A 20,584-nucleotide genomic window follows, 5' to 3' on the forward strand; every position below is an offset into this window, starting at 1 on the left:
CATGCACGCCACCCCTCATTCGACGAGAGCGATGCGATGAAGGCGATTTCGAAAGCACGATTGGGATTGTTGGCCTGCTGTATCGCAGCGGCCATCGGCGGCACGGCGACGGCCGGCGGGCGCGATGCGAACGCCGCTGCCGGGTTGAGCGGCCAGGACTTGGTGTATTCCTACGACGAGATGTTCGACTTCGACACCGCGGCCTATCTGGCCAAGCATGCGCCGCATCTGGTGCGTCACAGCGAGTCGATTTCGCACTGGGCCGGTTACAGCAGCATCAGCCCGAAGGTGTTGATCGCGTTGATGGAGCAGCAGAGCGGCGTGGTCTCGCGTCAGCGCGCGAGCGCCGATGCGATGCGTCGTCCGTTCGGCAAACTGTCGGCGGCGAAGGATTTCAATAGCCAGACCCGCGAGGTCGCCACGGCCTTGCGCCAGGCGCTGTACGAGCAGGAAGACGCATCGCTGGCGCCGCAGGGCCGCGTGCCGTTGGCGCGCAGCAATCCCCTGCAGGCCCTGTACTTGCAGGCTGGCGAGAGCCAGGCCAGTGCCGCGCTGCGAGGCGACGGCGAATTCCAGCAGGTTTACGGGCGCCTGTTCAACGAGCCGCGCAAGGCGGCGCCGGCGTCGGCGCGTTTCGCCGACACCAGCGACGTCAACGCCCTGGCCGGGCCGGCCAACGGCTTCCTGCAGTTCCCGTATCCGCGCGGCGCGTCCTGGCACGTCGGCGGCGCGCACACCAACACCGGCTCGGGCAATTACCCGATGTCGTCGCTGGACATGTCGCGCGGCGGCGGCTGGGGCAGCAACCAGAGCGGGAACTGGGTGTCGGCCTCGGCCGGCGGCTCGTTCAAGCGCCACTCCTCGTGCTTCGCCGAAGTGGTGCACAGCGGCGGTTGGTCGACGACCTACTACCACATGATGAACCTGCAGTACGGCACCGGCGCGAGCGTCGCCGCCAACAGCCGTATCGGCAATCCGGCCAACACCCGCGCCCAGGCGCTGTGCAACGGCGGCGCCTCGACCGGCCCGCACGAGCATTGGTCGCTGAAGTACAACGGCAGCCACTACCACCTCAACGGCGTCTACCTGTCGGGTTACCAGATCACCGCGTTGGGCAGCAGCTACGACACCAATTGCAGCCGCTTCTATCTGAGCAAGAACGGCTCGCGTTATTGCTCGGGTTATTTCACCAACCCCTGAGCGAAGCAGTGGGTCCGGCGGCCTCGTCGCAGTCGCGAACGAGCCCGCCGGGTGGATTCGCGCGTCCGCCCGAAGCCGTCGCGGCTTCGGGCGGATTCGTATGCGGCGCCGTGCTCGACGAAGAGCGCCGAGGTTTCAGCGCTTCTTGGCCGCTGCGGATCTGACCGTCATCGCCGGCTTGGTCTTGCCGGCGTTGCCGCGGTTCAGGCATTGCCAGGTGATGCGGCCGACTTCCTCGCCTTCGAACAACTGGCGGATGGCGATGCTGGCGCCCTGCATTTGCTCGGGTTTGGCGCCGCGCAACAGGAAACGCGCCGGCAGGCGCGCGCCGCGCGGCAGCGACAGGCCGCACAGGGGCAGGCGCGGCAAACCCGGCAGGGCGATGGTGGCGCGGTCGCCCTTGCGCGGCACATCGACCTTCCACGGCGCCCCGGTGCCGATGCGTCGGGCGAGGTCGCGCGGCAGTTCCAGGTGCACCGTGACGCCCTTGGGCAAGCGCCGCACGATCTCGAAATCGAAAGCGCGAGCGCGATCGGGCGTGCCGGTGATCAAGAACGGCAACGACAGCCAAGCCTGCGGGTCCGGCGGCGGGTCGACCACGTTGAAATTGCGCCAGGTGATGTTGTTGTGGGCGCGGATGTAATCGCGGAAAGCATCCCAATCGAAGTTGGGCGGGCCCGGCGGCAGCGGCGGCGCCGCATCGGCAGGATGGTCGAGGCTGGCGACGAAGCAGTAATGGCCGGGCGCGGGGATGTCGGCCTGCGGCCAGGTGATGGCATCGGCGACCACCAAGGTGTCGCCCATCGGCACGTCGACCGGCGCCGAGGTGCCGATCAGGTTCCATAGGTCGGGTGTCAGCAAGGTCGCGACCGGGCTCCAGTACACCGTCGCGCGAACGTCGTCGGCATCGGCGGCGCCGCGGTTGCGCATGCGCACGTAGAGGAAATTGTCCTGCCCGGTTTCGGCCTCGTGGCCGAGGGTGTTGCTGTTCTCGGTGCCGCTGCCTTCGCCGAAGGCGGCATCGGGGTTGGCCACCGCGGTGGCGCGCAGGATCACGTCGGGGCTGGAACTGATGGCGCCGGTGGACGGCACCGCGCCGTTGTCGCCGACGGCGTCGCGCAGGTAAACGTCGGGCACCAGGCCCAGGGTGTCCTCGATGATCGCGCGCAAATCCGGCATTACGCCGATGGCGCCGGCCACGCCGCCGCCTTGCGGGGTATTGATCGCCGGGTCGGACAACAGGCTGCGCATCTGCCCAGGCGACAAACGCGTGCCAGTCGCCGCGGCGTACATGCCCTGGGTAACGAGCGCGGCGCCGGTGACGATCGGCGAGGCCGAACTGGTGCCGTTGAAACCGGCGGTGTAGGTGCGGTTGTCGTCGCCGCCCCCGTTATCGAGGTCGCCGTAAGCGCAGGTGGTGACGTTCTCGCCCCAGGCATAGCAGTCCACGCGCGAACCGAAGCTGGAGAAACCGGCGCGGTTGTGCGGTAGCGGCGACAACGCCGCGCCGACCACGATCGCGCCGGAATCGCGGAAATCGGCGCTGGCGCGGTTGAACACTTGGAAACCGCCGCCGTCGGTGTAAGCGTCGAGGTCGTTGCTGCCGTTGCCGGCGGCTTCGACCACGATCACGCCCAGGGCGCTGGCCAGGCGGATCGCATCGAAGTCGGCGTTATCGACCTCGGTCAGGATGGCGCCGCCGCGCTGCACTTCCAACAACAGCACGTCGCCAACCGCCATCGTCGGCAACGCCGCGACGATCGCATCGGCCACGTGCAGCGGGGTGTCGGTGCCGGCATCGTAGTGCGAGGTCACCCGCACCGAGGCCACGTCGGGGGCGATGCCGACCACGCCGAGGGTGTTGTCGATGCCGGCGATTTCGCCGAGCACGGCGGTGCCGTGATTGCCCTTGTAGGTGCCCACGCCATCGCGGTTGTCGCCGAAGATCAGGCTGGGCGCGTGCCCGACCAGGTCTTCGTGGCTGAGGAACCAGCCTTGTTCGAGGTCGACCACGCCGATGCCGGCGCCGGTGCCGTTGGCCTGGGTCCAGGCCCAGCGCGCGTCGATGCCGGTCGGTGCGGCGTCCAGGTAATCCTGGCCGGTGCAATAAGGGTCGTCGGCGTCGTTGACCGGATCGGTCACTTCGAGTTCGCGGTAAGCGTCTGCGATTTCGGCGAGTCGGCGCAGGCGTGCGACCAGGGCTTCGGCGTCGTCGGGACGATGGCGCAGGTCCAGGCGCCAGTAACCGGTCAGGCTGCGCAACGGCGGAAACGGCGACTGCGCGGCGCGGCGCTCCATTTCGATCAGGCGCTTCGGATCGACGCTGCGGATCACCGGGCGGGTGGATTCGACCGTCGCTTCTTCCAGCAATTTGGCCAGCGCCACCAGCTTGTGTTTGCGCGCGAGGCTGCGCAGGTCCTTGTCGGAGCCCGGCGCAATGCGATCGGACAAACGCACGATGACGAAGCCGCTGTAGCGCGGCGTCGGCGAAGCGGTAGGCGGATGTTGCGGCGGGCGCGTCGGACCGGCCGCGCAGTTCAGCGCGGACGTGCAGTGTCTGGATTTCATCGGACCTCTCCTGGTGGCGGCCGCAGTCCTGCGCGCTGGCTGGCGATGACGCATGCGGACGTCCGTGTTTCTGCGGCCGTTGAAACAGGGCGAGCCGAGCAGTCCAGTAAGGCCGGCCGTCCCTCGCGGCCGCCGCCGAAGAGACGCTGCGCGCGCGGCTCCTCACCGGAAGCGAACGCCAAGTCTCGAAGCGGGCGGCCACATCGGGCCGGTCCTGCGGCCGGCTTCGATCGGCATTCGTCGAGGCGGCAGCGTCGCATTCGCGCTTGCGAGGGTGGCATTGCGGATAAGACAAAGGCGGCCGTAGCCGCCTTTGCGCAGTGCCGACGCGGATCAGTCCGCGGCCCTGTTTCCCGTCACGGCGGCAGCTTGGTGCCCTGGTCGGCGATCGCCAGCCACTTGCGGCCGTCGTGGCTGTAGGTGACGCCGGTCAGGGCTTTCTGGCGATAACCGATACGCGGGATCTCGTAGACGGTTTCGTACAGGATGTAGGCCGAGTTGCAGCCGTCGACCACGCGGTAGCGTTCGGTCCAGGTCCATTTGGCTTCGCGGTTGGTGAAGTGGCCGGCGAGCGCGGTCATGATCGCATCGATGCCGATGCGCACGCCGCCGCTGTCGAACACGGTGATGGCGCGTTCGTCGTGGATGGCGCGGAAGGTTTCGGCATCGTAGTCGCGGAAGGATTCCATGTCCGTGCGCTGGGCCACGTCGAACTGGCGGGCGCAGATGCGGGTGAGGATGTCGCCGACCCAGCCGGACGCGGTGGGTTGCGCCGCGCTGCTTGCGGCTGCTTCGCTAGCAGGAGCGGCTGCGAACGCGGTGGTGGCGGTGGACAGAGCGAGCATGGACACGGCGATCAGCGCCGACGTGCGGGCAGAGCGGGGAGTGCGGTGGGTCATCGTCTTGTCTCGGTGGTTGGGACGATGGCGACCTTAGGTGCGCCAGCGGTTCCGATGGAGGCCCAATCGGTTGACGAGCGATGGAGCCAATTTGCGCATCACAAGCACGATGGTGAGCGATTCGTCCGCGCCGGCGCTTGTCGTTGCCATCGTTGAAACACACGACGAATCGATGCCCGCCGGCTCGCCGGTCATAGCGAACTTCCTGCGCTTGCGTAGCCCCTCGGTTGTTCCGTTTCTGTGCTTTCGACAAGGTGGAGTGACCGGAGTCGGCCTGCTTCCTCGTTGAATGAATCGGCGGGTGCCGCCCGGCTACGGCATCTTCATCGATGCCGTCGGGCCCATGCCGGACGCGGCGACGCCGCTCAGAGGATTCGACCCGCGAGCGTTACCCGCGAGCGTTCGTGTCCGGCGTCGAGCGAGATCGATACTCAGCCAGGGGGCGGGATGAACACGCAAGTCGAGGAGCGTTCGCGGACGCTGGTGATACTGCTGCACGCCTATATGCACACCGCAGCCAGGCTGGAGTCGCTGCAAGCCCTGGTGCGCGGCACCTGGCCGGATGCGGAAATCTATTGCCCGGAGCTGCCGGCATCGCGCTTGTCGATGGCGGATCCGAACGAGATCGTCGCAGGCTTGTTGACTCAGGTCGATCGCAGATACGCCCAGGCGCAGGCCCAGGCCACGCCCTACGGCAACATCGTGCTGGTCGGACACAGCCTGGGCGCGCTGCTGGCGCGGAAGCTCTACGTGGTGGCCTGCGGCGAAGTCGAGGGCGCTCCGTTCGAAGCCGCGTTCAAGCCGGCATCCGCCGACGAAGCGGCACTCGTTCCCGCGCGGCCCTGGGCCGGCTGCGTTTCGCGGATCGTGCTGCTGGCCGGCATGAACCGCGGTTGGCGCGTGTCGCATCACCTCAGCCTCGCTAACGCGCCGGTGTGGAGCCTGGGCAGCTTGCTGTGCCATGTCATCCATGGCTTCAGCCGACGTTGGCCCCTGGTCTTCACCTTTCGCCGCGGCGCCGAATTCATCACTCAGTTGCGCATCCAGTGGTTGCTGATGCGCCGCCGCGCCAGCCGTACCGGTCCATCGATGCAGAGCGATGCGAGTGCCCCGTCCACTCCGGGCAGCGCCTTGACGATCCAGTTGCTGGGTTCGCGCGACGACATGGTTGCGCCCGAAGACAACGTCGATCTGGTTTCGGGAGGCGATTTCGTCTACCTCGACGTGCCTCATTCCGGGCATGCCGACATCATCGACATGGCCGATCCGATCGTCGGTGCAGGCCGCACCCGCGCCTTCGTGCTGGCCTTGCAAGCCGACAGTGCGCAACTGCAGCGCGAAGCCGTGGTGCCGTCCGACGAGCGTTTCGCCGCGCCCGACGAGAGCATCGAGCGCGTGGTCTTCGTCATGCACGGCATCCGCGACGTCGGCTACTGGACCCACAAGATCGCGCGCCGCATCAAGCAACGCGCCGGCGACCGCCTGGCCACCTGGGCCACCGAGACCTCCAGTTACGGTTATTTCCCGATGCTGCCGTTCCTGTTCCCGTGGTATCGGCGGCAGAAAGTGGAATGGCTGATGGACCAGTACACCGAAGCCCTGGCGCGCTATCCGAACGCGAGCTTCTCCTACGTCGGGCACAGCAACGGCACCTATCTACTGGCCCGAGCGCTGGAGCTGTATCCCTGCTGCCGCTTCGATCGCGTCGTGTTCGCCGGCAGCGTGGTGCGCCGCAGTTACGACTGGCGGCGCTTCCTCGACGGTAAGCGGCCGAGGGTGCGGGGCGTGCTCAACTTCGTCGCCACCGGCGACTGGGTGGTGGCGTTCTTCCCGAAATTCTTCCAGTTCTTCAGGCTGCAGGATCTCGGCAGCGCCGGACACGACGGCTTCCTCCTGTCGCAGCCGGAGGCCGGCGTCAGTCAGGTGACTTACGTCAAGGGCGGCCACGGTGCGGCGATCGTGGAGCCGGTGTGGAACGTGATCGCCGGCTTCGTCGTCGACGGCCGCGTCGACATGGACGAGATCCAGCCGGTGCCGAGGCGGCAGGATGTGTGGGTCAAGGCGCTGGGTCTGTTTCCGCCGCTGGTGTGGCTGGCGTTGATCGCGGCGGCGTATTTTCTCTGGCAGGGCATTGCGGCGGCGATCTGCCTGCTCGGCATGGCGCCGGCTACGCAGGCCTTCGTCACCGGCTTCTCGTTCGCGCTGTATCTGTTGTTGCTGTGGTTGGTGGTGACGCGGGTCTAGGCCCCGCGCGACCGCGCATGGCTGCGATCGAGCGTGCTTGCCCAATCGGGCGACTGTCGCGCCGGAGGATGCGTCCGCGCCGCTCGAGCGCCCGTCGAGTTACCATGCACGGCGGCCGCTGGCTGGTTTCCTTCCGCGGCTCCCTAGGGCTCGCGCATCGTCCACTCGCACCGATCCCGTCCCGCTGAATACCCCGGCGGCACGGCGTCGTGTCGGTTACGGGGATCCCGACCGGCCGCGCAAGCATCGTTCCGGTCCTCTACGGGCGGCGCTTAGGCGCCGCTGCGCATCGGACGCATCTCACATCAGCAAAAGGACATTGTCTTGAAGAAACTCAATCGCCTCGTTTCGATCTGTCTGTTGGCCTTCCTCGCTGCCGCCTGCAGCAGCGGCGGGCGCAGCACCATGACCGCCGAGGAATATCTGGAGCAGAACGTCTCGGTGTGGAACGCCGCCAGCACGCCCGCGGTTCGCTGGCTCGGCGGCGACCGCGCCGAGGAGTTCAGCAAGGTGCTGCAGACGCGCAAGGGCATGAGCCGCTATCAGCCGCAGTTCGCCGGCCTGCGCCGCGAGCTGGCCGCCAATACCGCGGTGACCCAGGCGTTTCCGCCGCCGGCGGATGCCGCCGCGTTGCATGAGGATATGCTCGCCTACCTCAAGAGCGTCGACGCGGCGTTCGCCAAGTTGGAAGAAATGGGCAAGCTGCCGGACGGTTACAGCGATCAGCAGTTCGGCTCGCTCAGCACCGACATGGAGCGCCTGATCGGCGAGGTGGATACCAAGGCCATCGCCTGGAACGCGGCGCAGAAGGCCTACGCCAAGCAGCACGGCGTCAGCTTGCGCGAAACCGGCGGCTGATCGCTGCGGCCTTGCATTCGAGCTGCATCGTAATGAAGAAAGCCCGCCGGATGGCGGGCTTTCCTTTTAAGCGCTGTGGCAGGGTTTGGAGCACCAGTAACAGCCGTTGCTCTGGGCGAAGTATCGCTTGGCCGCGACCACCGCCGATTGGCAATGCAGATAGTACCCAAGGTCCTGTTTGTTGAACGGCACGAACGGGCAGTCGGAGCGGTGCACCTCGTGGTTTCCGTTCGGCTGTGCGTTGCGATTCACGTAGTACACGTACATGGCGGCCCCTGCGATCCAATGGCATTCCCGAATGCCTGGATACGTCATCGGCATCGCAATACCTGCGACGATGAGCCCTCGGACCACCGGGCGTGATGCAGGCCCGGGACCGGAAGCGTACAGCAGTGCGCCGCCATTCTTGCTTCACACCCTTGCGGCGAGCCCCGCCAGGGCCGGCCGCTTATGCCCTGCCTGGGTTACGGATTGGCGATCGGCGTGGTGGTGTCGGCGCTCAAACGCCATTGACCGCGCACCCGCGCCCAGTTGGCGACATCGATCGCATGCAGGGTGATGCCGGCCGACGGAATGGTGAATTCGATGCGATCGACGACCACGGCGCTGGAGCATTGGCTGATCGTCTGCGCCAGCAGGGTACGCTTGAACACATACTCGTTGGCCATCACCGCACGATAGAAGGCGGTGATCGCCGGCTTGCCGTTGAGCACCTGGCCGAGGCTGTTGACCTGGACCGCATCTTCGGCGAAACCGGCCATGAAGCGATTGAGATCGCGCCGGGCGAAGGCATCGCCGAGCGCTTCGGAAGTGCGTTCGAACTCGCGTTCGCAGTGACGATGCTGTGCCGCCATCGGGTCCTGCGCCGCCGCGGCGAACGGAGTCAAACCGGACAACGCGAGCGTCATGCCGAGAGCGGCCATCGAAGTACGACTCTTCATGTTCGGTCCTTGCTGGTGTGGTTGGAGACTGAACGTTATCGAAGGCGTTCGCGCGACGATGTACCCGGATCGCGAATGGAACTGACCAAGTTGCTCAATGCGCGATGGCTTGCGGTACGTATGTCGAAGACGACGACGAAGACGCTCGGTCGCGTTGGCCGGGGCTTGGTGCGTGCTGGATGGGTCGATGCGGTCGTTTCCCTCGCCTTGGCCGGGTCGGGATGTGCTGCTGTTTAATGTGATATTTGACCGATTGTGATTTGACGATTGTCATGAAATCATCGCCGCACCGCCGAGCAGGCGGTCCCGCCCTGGGGGCATCAAAACGGGCAGGGAGGCATTCAACACAATCAGGGGGAATCATGATCAAGCGTGTCGTCGCGCTGGCCGCTCTCGCGTGCCTGCCGTTCCACAGTGTCGCCGGCAAGCCCGATCTGCCGATGCCGATCGCTCAGCAGTTGCCGGTCGAACTCGTGCCGCTGCAACAGGAAATCGGCGTCATCGTGCAGCCTAACCCCGTCGGGGCTTTCGGCCTCATCGGCGCCCTGGCCAGTGTGGCGATCAACAAGGCCCAGGTCGAGAACGGTGAAAAGCGCGTCGCCGAGATTCGCAACCTGCTGCTCGACTACCGCTTCAACGAGCAAGTGGAGAAGGCGCTGCGCGCCAAGCTCGCCAACGACGGCATCTCGCCGCAACCGGTGATCAGCTTACGCCAGACAGAGTGGGACGCTGCCTCGCCGGCCGACGTTCTGCTCATCACGCCCACCTACCACGTGGCCAATACCTTCGAGGCGATGACGGTCGCCCTTCGCGTGCAGATGGTGCATCGCGAAATCGCGTCGAACGGCAAAGCCAAGATCGAGATCCGTTTCGGTCGCGACTACAGTATGAACATCCCGATGCGGAAAATCGGCGGCAGCGGTGCCGGGGAAGATGCGCAGCGATGGATCGCGATGGGCAAGCCGTCGTTGGAACGGTTGATCGATCACGGCATCGAGCAGACCACCGACATGTTGGTGTACGACTTTTCCAGCGCAGGTCGAGCCGAAGCGGGCAAGCGGGTCATGAACACCGAGATGACGAAGTTCGGAAAGGAAATCTACAAGGGCCGTCTGTTGCGTACCGATGGCGAGTCGGTGTGGCTGCGCCAAGGCAACGACCGGTACCAGGTCGTCACCGGATACCATCCCGTCGACGGCCAGCCGATCGCTGAGGCCGTTGCGCCGGTCGCGCCTGCCGCTCCGGTCGACGCCGTCGCCGCACCGGCGACCGGCTCCCAGGGCTCGCCGTGAGAATCGTCGTGCATGGCGGCCTGCTCGCCGCCATTGCCGTCGCGACGCTGTCGCCCGCCTGCAGCAGGCAGGTCAAGCGGGTGTATATCGACCCTCAACGCTTGCGTACCGAACCCATGCCAGCGCTCACTTGCGGCTATCGGCTGACCGAGGTCGTCGATGGCCGTCCGGCCGGTGAGCGCATCGGCGGTCTCGGACGTCATCAACTCATGCTCGAGGACGCGCCGACACTGGTGAAAGGGCAGTTGCTCAAGGCGGGTCTGTCTGCCGACGCCCCCGCCGGTGCCGCGGCGGTCAAGCTCGAGATCAAGCGCCTGTACCTCATCCAGAGTCAGACTTCGAAAGTTCCGGTCGCGGTCTATCAGGTAAGCCTGGAGGGTGCGGCCCCGTTTCTGATCCGCGCGTCCAAGGCGTCGGTCAACTGGAATGGCTCCGAGGACGAGGCCTATACCGCGCTCGGTGCGGCATTGCAGGACGCCAATCAGCAATTGCTCGTCGCGCTCAACGGACGCTGTCCGCACAAGGGCTGAGCGGGACGAAGCCGATTGCCGCGATCCATGAGGGATTACGCAGCAGGCGATCAGGTTCGTAGACTGACGCGACAACCAAGGCAGGCTTCCGTCACGACGGATGCCTGCCTTTTTGCGATGTGGATGTAGCAGCACCCGGCGATAACGCGCTTGTTTGCGCTGCCGCATGCGGCGTTGCACCGCAGATCCGCGCCTCGAAATCATGATGGTAATCACGATTTTGATGGCCGCTCGCCTGCCGACGTCGGGGCGAAGCCGGTCTTGTGGCCGGTTGTCGGACCCCATTGCGTGCAGTGGTGGCGAGAGCGGCGCGGTCGGCCGCTCGCACTGTCCATCCGAGAGGAACCATCCGATGACTATCGGTCGCACGAACGCATCCGCCCAGCCGGCGCTCGACGCCACGCTCACCATCGCGCTCGCAGTCGCTTCCAAGGCCGCCTACGACTACTACCAGGGCCAGCCGTTCCAGTCGCCCGACGGTTATCAACAGATCGATGCCTGGACCGGCTGGGACGCCTTCCTGATCAGCGGTTCGGAAGAGAAGTACGGACTGGTGTTCCAGTCGATCGCCGACCCCGGCACCCTGATCTTCGCCTTCCGCGGCACTGATTCGGACATGGATATCTATGAGGACGTGCGCTTTCTCACCACCGATTTCGTGCCGACGCGCGGCAGCGTCGCTCCGACGCCACGGGTGGCTTCGGGGTTCTACAGCATCTACGACGACAAGGGCGGGCAGGCGCAGTCGATGCGCGAGCAATTGTTCGCCCTGCTGGCCAAATACCAGCCGAGCCAGCTTTACGTCACCGGCCACAGCCTCGGGGCGGCCTTGAGCCAGTTGTTCTCGCTCGATCTGGCCGTCAGCCAGCCGATGAGCGCGAGCAACATCAACTTCGCGAGCCCGATGGTCGGCACGATCGAATGGCAGACCGCCTATAACGCCACCATCGCGCCTGCCGACAGCATCCGGGTTTACAACTACTGGGACTACGTGCCCACGCTGCCGCCGAGCGACCTGGGCTTCCATGCGGTGGGCTCGGCGTTCCAGACCGCCTTCTACGTCAAGGGCGAATGGTTTCCGCACGAATTGTCGCGGCATTCGGTGGTCAATCTGACCACGGTGTTGAGCCATGCGCTGCCGGCGAGCCCGCAGCAATGGGTCGGCCAGTTCCCCGATTACGTCCAGCCCAAGTGGACGATGCAGAGCAAGCTGCCGCCGGCCGGCGCGGTGAACTGGGCGGACAAGATCGGCGAGCACATGCGTTTCGAGCGCTTGATGGACGCGGCCGCCTGAGCCGCCGCGAGCCGCGCTGGCGCAGCGGGTGGACGCCCGCCGCGCCGGCGCCGGCCTTGACCGGGCCTTGCACCACGCCCGGTATAGTGAGGCCTCGTTTCCCCGAGCCCCCTCGCCATGCAAAACCTGCCCCGATTCGCCCTGTTGCTGACCGCCGTGATGGCCTTGGCCGCCTGCGCCACGCCGGCCGATACCACACCCACCGAAACCGCGCCCGCAGAAGCCGCGCCGGCCGATAGCGCGTCCACCCTGACCCCCAAGATCGGCATGCCGAACCCGGCCTCGGTGCATTGCAAGGACCTGGGCGGCACGCTCGAGATCCGCACCGGCAAGGACGGTGGGCAGTTCGGCGTGTGCACCTTGCCCGACGGCAAGGTCTGCGAGGAGTGGGCGTTGTTCCGCGACAAGAAGTGCGTGACGCCGAGCGAATAAGGTCGGGGCCGCCCGTGCCGGCTGCGGCCGGCATGGGTGCCGCAACGCGGATATACCGGCGGGCAGGGGCTTTGCAGCCTAAGCCCTCCGGTTCGTTGCTGCCCGAACCGCAGTGCAGGCGGCCTCGACGGACTGCCGATTGGATCGGTCGCGGCGGCGCGCTATCGTAGCGGCGAAGGATCGTCTGTACTGGCCACCAAGGAGAGCGCCCGATGTCACGTACGAACGCAACAAGCCTGCTGTGCATGGCTGTCGTCTTGCTGCTGGTGTCGCCCGCGAGCCAGGCGCTCGATAAGGCGCGCATGGACGCCGCCGTCAAGGCGCACCTGGCTTTGTTCTCGACCGACGATATCGTCGAGGAACGATTCGCCCAACGTGCGAGTGCGGTCGACCTGGACGGCGACGGCGTCGAAGAAATACTGTTCATGGCCACCGCGCGCTGCGTCGGGGCTAATTTCGATTGTCCCAATGAACTGGTCGTCCTTGCCGCGACTGCAGGCGCACCGGGTCAGGCCGGCAAGCGCCTGGAACCGGACGTTCTCGCCGCGGCCCAAACCGGCTACGGGTTGGCCGGTTCCGAGCAAATTCCTGGCGAAGTCCAAGCCGTACGCGTCTTGAAGGGAACTATCGAGATCGCATTCCTGGCCCAGCAGGATTCTCCGGTCTGCAAGCGTTCTTTCTCGACCGACCAGGGAAGGCAAGCCACCACCCATTGCCCAGCCCCCGGCCGTCATACCTGGACGTATCGTTGGAGCCGGGGAAAGCTGACCAAAGTGTCGTCTTGACGGGCAGGCCAGGGGAGAGCTCGTGAATCCGTCGATCGACCGGTTCGCCGAGACCGCGCGGCGTTTCTGCGCCTGGGCCGAGGGGGACCCGCAAGCCGCGGCGATCGAAGCCGATATCGCGCTGCGGCTGCTGTCGGAACTCAACGAACGGGCGTTGCAACTGCCGGAAGGTGCCGTCGCGGGAGATCCGCAAGCGCCTTCGCACGAGGCCTGGAAAGTGGTGTTCCGCCGTTTCGGATCATTGCCGTTCAATTATTACGTGCAGCAGACCGATCCCTTCGTCTTCGAAGACGCGGGCCACGAAGTCGGCGACCTCGCCGACGACCTGGCCGATATCTGGGCAGACCTGAAGGGTGGGCTGTCTCTATTCGATGCCGGGCTCAAGGATGCGGCCGCGTCGCATTGGTGGCAGTACTTCTGGATACATTGGGGCATGCACGCCACGAGCGGTCTTTACCCCCTGCGATACTGGATCGCGGAGAATCGCGATGATCTCTATCGCCCCCGCTTCGATGTGGCAGCGGATTCACAATGATCGATGGTCTCATGCGACGCCGGATATGGCGGATGTGGCCGCAAGCCCAGGGTAGGAGCTGCGCAAGCTGCGACCACGGCAATGCGCACGGCGACGGATGCAATCGCGACCGGAATCATCGCGGTAGCGGCTTGCGCCGCTCCTACCCAGGAGCGCCATGAGCCGGCTCGGGTGGATGCTCGCTGCATTGGCGCTGATGCCGATGGCGGTGCAGGCGCATGTCGACCGCGTTCTGCATCGGCGCTCCGACGGCAGCGTCGTGGGTATTCCGCAGCGGTTCGGACCGGTCGCTCTCGATCTCCGGTTTCCCGAAAACCAGCCGCCGCTCGTTACGCTCAGGGTTGGTCAGCACGGCATCAGGTTGCCGAACTGCATTGCCCGGCTGATCAAGGCCCGGCGTGTCGAGGATATCGAGCTGAGCGGTTCCTGGTATCACGAGCAAAGCAACATTCCGTACTACATCTCGGTCGACTTCTATGCGCCGGGCGTCAAGCATGAGCGGATGTCGAGTGACTACGTCAACGTGCTTTTCAGCCTGCACGATGCACGCGTCCTCTCGATCGGTGAACTAAGGCCCGGGTGGTTGTGGTTCGGTCCGAGTTATCGCCAATTGGAGCCCGAGCAACTATGCCGCAAGCACGAGTTGCGTTCGGCGCGGTTGCGATGAACGACGGTCGATACCGCCGACTCCCATTCTCGCCAGGATGCAGCAAGGAAACATCGATGAATGCAATCCGGAGTGCGATGAAGAACTGTGTGCTGGCTGTAGTGCTCGCGGCCTGCGCGGCCTGCAACGGGCCGGACGAAGGCGCGGTTTCCGAGCATAAAGGCTCAGGCGAAAGCGCGGCCGCGCAGCGCGGCGGACCGGCCGACACGACACCGGTCGAGGTCTTCGAGACCAAGCATTACGCGATAGCGACCACGGCTACCTCCGAACAGACCCAGGCGATCGGCGCCGCGGTCGAAAGCCTGCATCGGGCCTATAGCGCGTTCTTCGCCAAGGCGCTCGCGGCGCAGGGCGAGCCGGGCAGGTTGCAGTTGCGGCTGTATAGGGACCGCGGCGAGTTCGTCGCCCATAACCGCAGCATGCCTTGGGCCGAGGCCTATTACCGTGCGCCGATCTGCCACGCCTATTACTCGGGCGGCGGGCAGAACCCTTATCACTGGATGGTCCACGAAGCGACCCATCAGTTGAACCACGAAGTCGCCGGCTTCAAGAACCAGCGCTGGATGAACGAAGGCCTGGCGACGTACTTCGGTGCGAGCCGGATCGAGAACGGCGTGCTGCATCCCGGCAGCATCGATGCGACGGCCTATCCGATCTGGTGGCTAGACCGGATTCCGCTGAGCGGCGATCTTGGTCGCGACATCGAGCAGCGCCGCTGGATACCCCTGCGCGACCTGCTCGCCGACACCGGGCCGGAGATCGGCCGCTATCTCAATCTGTATTACGTCGAGTACTGGAGCCTGAGCCATTTCCTGTTCCACTATCGCGACGGCCAGTATGCGCAGGGCTATCGGGCGGTGATTCGCGAGGGCGGTTCGGTCGAGGCCTTCGAGCGGCGGATCGGGCCGATCGAGCGGGTGCAGCAGGAGTGGTACGGCTACCTGCGCGACAGACAGGCCGAGGCTGCGGCGCCGCCGAAAACCGATGCGTGGTTCGTGCCTGCGGGCGGTTAGCGCTCCAAGCCCCTCGCGTTCGGTTGCTACACTCTCAAGCGACGGCTTGAATCGCCGACTTGAAGCCGCTCGAATCGTCGCCCGCGACCGATTCGCCCGGCGCAATGCCCCTGTTCGTCTTCATACGGAGCCGCGATGGCCCATCCCCGGATCAATCTCGGTTCGCTGAAAGTGTTCGAGGCCGCCGCGCGTGCGCTCAGCCTCACCCGCGCCGCCGAAGAACTCAACGTCACCCAGGCCGCGGTCAGCCAGCAGGTCCGGCAGCTCGAAGCCCAGTTGGGCGTGGAACTGTTCCGGCGCTTGCCGCGCGGGCTCGCCCTTACCGATGAGGGGCTGGGCCTGTTGCCGGTGCTGCAGGAAGCCTTCGACCGCATCGACGATGCGCTCGACCGGGTCGGCGATGGCCTGGCGCGCGAAGTCGTGCACGTCGGTGTGGTCGGCACTTTCGCCAGCGGTTGGCTGTTGCCGCGGCTGGCCGATTTCGCGCGCCGTCATCCCGCGGTCGACGTCCGCATCAGCACCCACAACAATCGCGTCGACCCGGCCGGCGAAGGACTGGATTACGCGATCCGCTACGGTCGCGGCAATTGGCCGGGCATGGAAAGCCGCTTCCTGATGCCGGCGCCATTGACGCCCCTGTGCACGCCGAGCCTTGCCGCGCAACTACGCGGTGCGGCCGAACTGTCGCGTTTCCCGCTGCTGCGCTCTTACTTCGTCGACGATTGGCGCTTGTGGTTCGAAGCGGCGCAGGTCGTGCCGAACGGGCCGGTCAACGGGCCGATCTTCGATTCGTCGGTGACGATGGTGCAATGCGCGTTGCAGGGGCTCGGCATCGCCCTGGCGCCGCCGGCGATGTTCGAGCGCGAGATCGCCGAAGGCCGCTTGCTGCAACCCTTTGAGCCGATGCTCGACGCCGGCGGCTATTGGCTGACCCGGCTCGCCCTGAAGCCGGCGAGCGCGGGTGCGACGGCGTTCGCGGCGTGGCTGGAGGGCGAGTGCGGCGGCCCGGCCGGCGATAGCGCCTAAGCATTCCGGTTCGATGGATGCAGGCGTGCATCCCATTCGTCGTCGCGGACCAATGCCTATTTACGTTTGCGCGCCGTCTTGCCGTCGCCCTTGCCGAGCGCCCGTTGCAACAACCACAGCATCGCGGCCTTGACGGCTTCGGGGTCGCCGCCGGCATCGATTTCCAGTGCGGCCCGATCGAAGGCGGCCGAGAGCAGCTTGGACAGGGCGTCGATGGACACGTCGTCGCCGCCGACTGCGGCGGCTAGACCCGCATGCAAGGTCTCGGCCGCATTGGACTCGTCGATCGCCGCGATCTCGGCCAGGCCGAGCACGGCAGGGCCATCCAGCAACAGCAAACGGGTGCGGCCGGGCACGGCCATGGCCTGCAGATAGGCCTCGCTGCCGGCGATCAACGCCTCATACGCGCCCAAGCCGGCCGGTGCCGCGGCGACGATATCGCTGCGGACGGCCTCGGCCTCGCGTTGCAGCACCTGCCGGAACAGGTCGCGCTTATCGACGAAGTGGTGATAGAGCGCCCCGCGCGTGGTGCCGGCCGCGACCGATACCTCGGGCGTGGAGGTGTCGCCGTAGCCCTTGCTGACGAACAGGGCCCGCGCGGCCTCGAGCAAGGCGTGGCGGGTGGCTTCGGTGCGTTCGCGGTTGGAGCGGGGCGATCGGGACGGGTTGGCTTGTTGCATACATACAGCCTGTATGTTAATTTGGATTTACATACAGACTGTATGTCAAATCCCAGAGAGCAGACAAGATGAAAGTCACCAGCTACTACCCCGTGATCATGACCCACGACGTCGCCGGCACCGCATCTTTCTACGAGGCCCATTTCGGCTTCGTGGCTTTGTTCAACAGCGACTGGTACGTGCATCTGCAGTCGGCGCAGGATCCCTCGATCAATCTGGCCGTGCTCGACGGGCGCCACCACACCATCCCCGAGTCCGGACGCGGCCGCGTCGGCGGCCTGCTGTTGAACTTCGAGGTCGAGGACGTCGACGCGGTTCACGCGCAGGTGCAGGGTGCCGGATTGCCGATCCTGCTGAGCCTGCGCGACGAGGCCTTCGGCCAGCGCCATTTCATCACCAGCGATCCGAACGGTGTGCTGATCGACATCATCAAGCCGATTCCGCCGAGCGGCGAGTTCGTCGAACAGTACGATGCAGGCGCATTGCCGACGGCGTGATCGCAGGATCGTGCCGTACGCATGAGGCAAGTGGCGCAGTAGCGCCGTGTCCGGTAACAATGCCGCGATGAAATGGCGCGAAGTAGGTCGATACGGCCGCTTCGGTAATTTCGAGCGACCGGCGCCGCCGCGGCTTTTTCGCAGCGGCGGATGCCCATTACTTGCAATGCGCTTGCATCCGCATGCGCTCCTTTACCCGAGGTGATTCGTGAAGTCAGTCGGTCCCGCCGCCAAGGCCTTGGCGGCTCTGGCATGTGCTTTCAGCATGTCCGCGAATGCCCAGCCGCCTTTTCAAGCTTCGCCGCTGCAAGTGCCGGAGCAATGGGCCGACTATTGGGCACGGGCAAAAAAGGCCGATGGGATCGTCGATGAAGAAGCGCGATGCAAGGCTTATCCGGATTTGCCCGGAAACCACTGGAGCGATGGTGCGGCGCAAGGGCGTTGCAGCTTGCTGCGCAAGCCGGCCTGGTCCTTGCCCCAGATCGACGCGATGTTGTCGAGCTCCGGCGGTTCTGCGGACTTGGAGCGGCGTTTCGCCGCCTTGCTGAAGGCGCACTACGACGATCAATCGCAGCGCGAACAGATATTTCGTTCGCTCGAGGCTTTCGACAAGAGCTCTTCGGCCGGGGTAGTGGCGCAGCGCTGGTTAAAGCTGGCGCCGGAAAGCGCATTTGCGCATGCGGCCTTGGCGAACCACTACAAAAATGCGGGCTGGGCCGAGCGTGGAACCGCTTCGGTATCCAACACGCCTTCGGGGCAGCTCGAGAAAATGGGGCAGTTGTTCGCCCAGGCGATTCCGCTGTACCTGAAGGCGCTCGAGATCGAGCCCCGTCTTAGCGTTGCCTGCTACGAACTCGCTGGCATAGGACGCCAATCGTCGGGCGAACTGCGGCAGATGGCGACGGAGCGCTGTCTCAGCGTCGATCCGGATTCGTATTACGTCGTATACGAACGCATCCGTTCCGCGCAGCCCAACTGGGGCGGCTCGATGGAGGAAATGACCAACGCCGTGGCCTATGCAGCTGCGCGGACCAAGAACAACCCCATCCTGGGAGCCGTTCTGGGCGAGGCGGCGGGATATCCCCTCACTCGACTCGATCCGGACAGTCTGCCGAAAGAAGCATTGACCGAGGTCTCGCGCATGGCGCCGAGCGGGACCTTGATGAACTATGCGAGCAATGCTTACGCGCAGTCCGGCGATTACTGGTCCGCGTTCGCCTATGCCTCGCAGGCAACGCGATTCTGGCCCCGTAATGCGCGGTTTCGCGCCGAACGCGGTTGGTGGCTGATGCAACTGGGCTACTACGATTGGGCCGCTAAGGACCTCGGGGTGGCACTGGAGGAGGCGCCCGGCAACGACTACCACCTGAATGCGATGGCGGAAGCGGTATATCGCTCGCAAGGCCTACGCGCTGCGCGGCCTTACTACAAGGAAGCGATGAAGGGCGACATGCGGCAGACCGCTTCGTTGCGTTATTGCGAAAGTTTCGTCATGGAAGATCCGGTGCCCGCCGAAGCCAAACAATGCAGCGCGCAACTGGTGGCGGAGTTCCCGAGTTTGGGCGAGGGATTGGCCTTGCGCGCGCGAGCCCTGTATCGGGCGAAGGATCCTGGCGCGCTCGAGGCCATCGATAGCTTCCTGGCGCAGTCCTATCTGATCGGCGACCCGGAGAAGCGCGGGGTCATCGATGAGGCCACTCGTTGGAAGGAAGAGCTCTCGAAATCGGCCAAGCCAGGTGGCTGAGCCTTGTTCCAGGCCCATGAGCACGGTTGGCAGATCGAATCGGCACGGTCAATGCGCCCGGACCAAGCCCGATACCGGGCTTGGTCGCTCGGATGCAGCGCCTATCGGTTTCGGCGCCACCGCCGCGCTGCGATCAGCAATCCGATCCCGACCGCGGTCGAGACGATGCCCGCCGGCAACGCATAAGGACTCTGCGTCGGCACGATCCGTAGATAGGTATGGCTCGACGACTGCATCAGCAGTATCGGACGATCGCCCAGGGCGTGGGCGAGGATCGCGCACACACCGAACGCAGCCAGCGCCACGCCTGCAAGGGTCAACAGGATCAAGCCGGTGGTAGAACGTTTCGGTATCTGCATGAGTCGGCGAGGAGTTCGCTCTCGATCGGTGGGGCGTGGGCGGCCAGCATAGCCGCTCGACCCAGCTGTCCGCGGCTCGCGGACCCGGCCCGCTGCCCGGCCTCGGCCGTTGCAATACCCCAGCCCGCTCGCTCAGGCACCGCCGTCACTTCGTCTGCGGCGGATACATCTCGCCGTACTTCAGCTCGGTGTCGACGAAGCTGGTGAGGTTGATCGGGCAGTTGTAGTAATCCGAATGCGCGCAAAGGAAGCTGTAGAGGGTGTTCAAGTTGAGCGTCATCGTCTTGGGCGCTTCGCCGGCGGGGAAGTGCGTTTCGAGCACGCGGCCGCCGCCGTAGCTGGTCTTCTTCGAGGTCTTGTCGGTCAGGAACAGCAGGACGTGGTTGATCTTCGTCCAGTCCTTTTCCTTGTTGAAGGCGCGCAGGTTGTAGGTCTTGCCGTGCAGCGGGAGCTCGATCTCGCCGATCCAGTACATCAGGCCGGTGTGGTTGCGCGAGTCCAGGTGGCTCACGCCGACCGGCACGTTCTTGCGCTTGAAGGTCGCGGTGACCACGCCCTTGGGGTCGTAGGGAAAGAAGCTCAGGCTCTTGAAGCGCTGGGCCGGCAGCTTCGGGTTGTACAGCCAGGCCTTGATCGAGTTTTCGTAGACGGTGCCGCGCACGATCAGCCCGTCCGGCAGCGTCTGTTGTTGTTCCTTGGCTTTCAGCAGATCGACCTCGGCCAGCCCCGGGCCACGGATCAGGGCGCGGCCGTTCTCGTAGGACATGCTGACCTGGCCCTTGTCGCCGGGCTGTACGGCCCAGCGGATGTCGGCGGGCGCGCGCGCCGGTGCGAGATGCACGGTCTTGCCGGCATCGACGACGGCGACGTCCTGGATCGCATACATGCCGGTGGGGCCGCCGGCGTGTTGGGCCATCGCCGCGCGGAAATCGTCCCAGTCCTTGCGGGGATCGGCGATCGCGAGGGTGGGCAGGCTGAGCAACAGGATCGAGCAGAGCAAGGAGCGCATGACGGGGTCCT

General features: G+C 65.4%; 22 protein-coding genes. 14 read left to right on the plus strand and 8 right to left on the minus strand.

All coding sequences use genetic code 11. From position 1 onward, the window contains the following. Nucleotides 1–36: 36 nt before the first annotated feature. Nucleotides 37–1,200, plus strand: coding sequence for a M23 family metallopeptidase (locus tag GLA29479_RS00320; RefSeq protein WP_057970430.1), 1,164 nt, complete (start codon nucleotides 37–39; stop codon nucleotides 1,198–1,200). A 135-nt stretch (nucleotides 1,201–1,335) separates the two neighbouring features. Here GLA29479_RS00320 and GLA29479_RS00325 read toward each other — a convergent pair whose 3' ends face one another. The 3 genes from GLA29479_RS00325 to GLA29479_RS25100 all read right to left on the minus strand — a co-directional run bounded on the left by GLA29479_RS00325 (nucleotide 1,336) and on the right by GLA29479_RS25100 (nucleotide 4,862). Then, complete coding sequence (locus tag GLA29479_RS00325) at nucleotides 1,336–3,768, minus strand: S8 family peptidase (RefSeq protein WP_057970431.1); 2,433 nt, start codon at nucleotides 3,766–3,768, stop codon at nucleotides 1,336–1,338. Between the two features lie 356 nt (nucleotides 3,769–4,124). Then, nucleotides 4,125–4,613, minus strand: coding sequence for a hypothetical protein (locus tag GLA29479_RS00330; protein WP_057970432.1), 489 nt, complete (start codon nucleotides 4,611–4,613; stop codon nucleotides 4,125–4,127). Between the two features lie 87 nt (nucleotides 4,614–4,700). After that, nucleotides 4,701–4,862 carry a hypothetical protein gene (locus GLA29479_RS25100; RefSeq protein WP_169795587.1) on the minus strand — a complete coding sequence of 54 codons (162 nt, stop codon included), beginning with the start codon at nucleotides 4,860–4,862 and terminating at the stop codon, nucleotides 4,701–4,703. 252 nt (nucleotides 4,863–5,114) lie between these two features. Between GLA29479_RS25100 and GLA29479_RS00335 the strand changes: the two genes are divergently transcribed. Continuing rightward, nucleotides 5,115–6,911 carry an alpha/beta fold hydrolase gene (locus GLA29479_RS00335; RefSeq protein ID WP_057970433.1) on the plus strand — a complete coding sequence of 599 codons (1,797 nt, stop codon included), beginning with the start codon at nucleotides 5,115–5,117 and terminating at the stop codon, nucleotides 6,909–6,911. Between the two features lie 324 nt (nucleotides 6,912–7,235). After that, nucleotides 7,236–7,769, plus strand: coding sequence for a hypothetical protein (locus GLA29479_RS00340; RefSeq protein ID WP_057970434.1), 534 nt, complete (start codon nucleotides 7,236–7,238; stop codon nucleotides 7,767–7,769). Nucleotides 7,770–7,835: 66 nt separating this feature from the next. Here the strand turns inward: GLA29479_RS00340 and GLA29479_RS00345 are convergent, their stop codons facing one another. Together GLA29479_RS00345 and GLA29479_RS00350 are read right to left on the minus strand one after the other, a co-directional pair. Then, the gene (locus GLA29479_RS00345; protein ID WP_057918341.1) at nucleotides 7,836–8,036 is read right to left on the minus strand and encodes a hypothetical protein; all 201 of its coding nucleotides are present in this window, start codon (nucleotides 8,034–8,036) and stop codon (nucleotides 7,836–7,838) included. 197 nt (nucleotides 8,037–8,233) lie between these two features. Next, complete coding sequence (locus GLA29479_RS00350) at nucleotides 8,234–8,710, minus strand: YybH family protein (RefSeq protein WP_082638165.1); 477 nt, start codon at nucleotides 8,708–8,710, stop codon at nucleotides 8,234–8,236. A gap of 362 nt (nucleotides 8,711–9,072) precedes the next feature. Here GLA29479_RS00350 and GLA29479_RS00355 point away from each other — a divergent pair, with 362 nt between their 5' ends. The 9 genes from GLA29479_RS00355 to GLA29479_RS00395 all read left to right on the plus strand — a co-directional run bounded on the left by GLA29479_RS00355 (nucleotide 9,073) and on the right by GLA29479_RS00395 (nucleotide 16,284). After that, complete coding sequence (locus GLA29479_RS00355) at nucleotides 9,073–10,002, plus strand: hypothetical protein (RefSeq protein ID WP_057970436.1); 930 nt, start codon at nucleotides 9,073–9,075, stop codon at nucleotides 10,000–10,002. After that, nucleotides 9,999–10,532: a hypothetical protein gene (locus GLA29479_RS00360; protein ID WP_144436263.1), complete on the plus strand. Its 534-nt coding sequence runs from the start codon at nucleotides 9,999–10,001 to the stop codon at nucleotides 10,530–10,532. Before GLA29479_RS00355 ends, GLA29479_RS00360 begins: the two co-directional genes overlap by 4 nt. A gap of 352 nt (nucleotides 10,533–10,884) precedes the next feature. Beyond that, the gene (locus GLA29479_RS00365; protein ID WP_057970438.1) at nucleotides 10,885–11,826 is read left to right on the plus strand and encodes a lipase family protein; all 942 of its coding nucleotides are present in this window, start codon (nucleotides 10,885–10,887) and stop codon (nucleotides 11,824–11,826) included. A gap of 117 nt (nucleotides 11,827–11,943) precedes the next feature. Beyond that, a complete protein-coding gene (locus GLA29479_RS00370; RefSeq protein ID WP_082638167.1) occupies nucleotides 11,944–12,258 on the plus strand; it encodes a putative hemolysin in 315 nt (104 codons plus the stop codon). A 212-nt stretch (nucleotides 12,259–12,470) separates the two neighbouring features. Then, a complete protein-coding gene (locus tag GLA29479_RS00375) occupies nucleotides 12,471–13,043 on the plus strand; it encodes a hypothetical protein (RefSeq protein WP_057970439.1) in 573 nt (190 codons plus the stop codon). Nucleotides 13,044–13,065: 22 nt separating this feature from the next. Next, nucleotides 13,066–13,578 (plus strand): DUF5063 domain-containing protein, encoded by a 513-nt coding sequence (locus GLA29479_RS00380; protein WP_057918334.1) that lies wholly within the window; start codon nucleotides 13,066–13,068, stop codon nucleotides 13,576–13,578. A 157-nt stretch (nucleotides 13,579–13,735) separates the two neighbouring features. After that, nucleotides 13,736–14,245: a hypothetical protein gene (locus tag GLA29479_RS00385; protein WP_057918333.1), complete on the plus strand. Its 510-nt coding sequence runs from the start codon at nucleotides 13,736–13,738 to the stop codon at nucleotides 14,243–14,245. 56 nt (nucleotides 14,246–14,301) lie between these two features. Further along, on the plus strand, nucleotides 14,302–15,258 hold the full coding sequence (locus GLA29479_RS00390) for a hypothetical protein (protein WP_144436264.1): 957 nt from the start codon (nucleotides 14,302–14,304) through the stop codon (nucleotides 15,256–15,258). A gap of 135 nt (nucleotides 15,259–15,393) precedes the next feature. Further along, nucleotides 15,394–16,284, plus strand: coding sequence for a LysR family transcriptional regulator (locus tag GLA29479_RS00395; RefSeq protein ID WP_057918331.1), 891 nt, complete (start codon nucleotides 15,394–15,396; stop codon nucleotides 16,282–16,284). A gap of 56 nt (nucleotides 16,285–16,340) precedes the next feature. Here GLA29479_RS00395 and GLA29479_RS00400 read toward each other — a convergent pair whose 3' ends face one another. Then, on the minus strand, nucleotides 16,341–16,964 hold the full coding sequence (locus GLA29479_RS00400; protein ID WP_057918330.1) for a TetR/AcrR family transcriptional regulator: 624 nt from the start codon (nucleotides 16,962–16,964) through the stop codon (nucleotides 16,341–16,343). Between the two features lie 68 nt (nucleotides 16,965–17,032). Between GLA29479_RS00400 and GLA29479_RS00405 the strand changes: the two genes are divergently transcribed. Together GLA29479_RS00405 and GLA29479_RS00410 are read left to right on the plus strand one after the other, a co-directional pair. Further along, a complete protein-coding gene (locus GLA29479_RS00405) occupies nucleotides 17,033–17,461 on the plus strand; it encodes a VOC family protein (RefSeq protein ID WP_057918329.1) in 429 nt (142 codons plus the stop codon). Between the two features lie 208 nt (nucleotides 17,462–17,669). Next, nucleotides 17,670–19,205 (plus strand): tetratricopeptide repeat protein, encoded by a 1,536-nt coding sequence (locus GLA29479_RS00410; RefSeq protein WP_144436265.1) that lies wholly within the window; start codon nucleotides 17,670–17,672, stop codon nucleotides 19,203–19,205. Between the two features lie 101 nt (nucleotides 19,206–19,306). Here GLA29479_RS00410 and GLA29479_RS00415 read toward each other — a convergent pair whose 3' ends face one another. After that, the gene (locus GLA29479_RS00415) at nucleotides 19,307–19,564 is read right to left on the minus strand and encodes a hypothetical protein (RefSeq protein WP_057970441.1); all 258 of its coding nucleotides are present in this window, start codon (nucleotides 19,562–19,564) and stop codon (nucleotides 19,307–19,309) included. Between the two features lie 145 nt (nucleotides 19,565–19,709). Next, entirely contained in the window at nucleotides 19,710–20,573 is an 864-nt protein-coding gene (locus tag GLA29479_RS00420; protein ID WP_057970442.1) for a DUF1684 domain-containing protein, read from the minus strand. Nucleotides 20,574–20,584: the final 11 nt, after the last annotated feature.

Source organism: Lysobacter antibioticus (genome assembly GCF_001442535.1).
In the GTDB taxonomy this organism is placed as follows: Bacteria; Pseudomonadota; Gammaproteobacteria; order Xanthomonadales; family Xanthomonadaceae; genus Lysobacter; species Lysobacter antibioticus.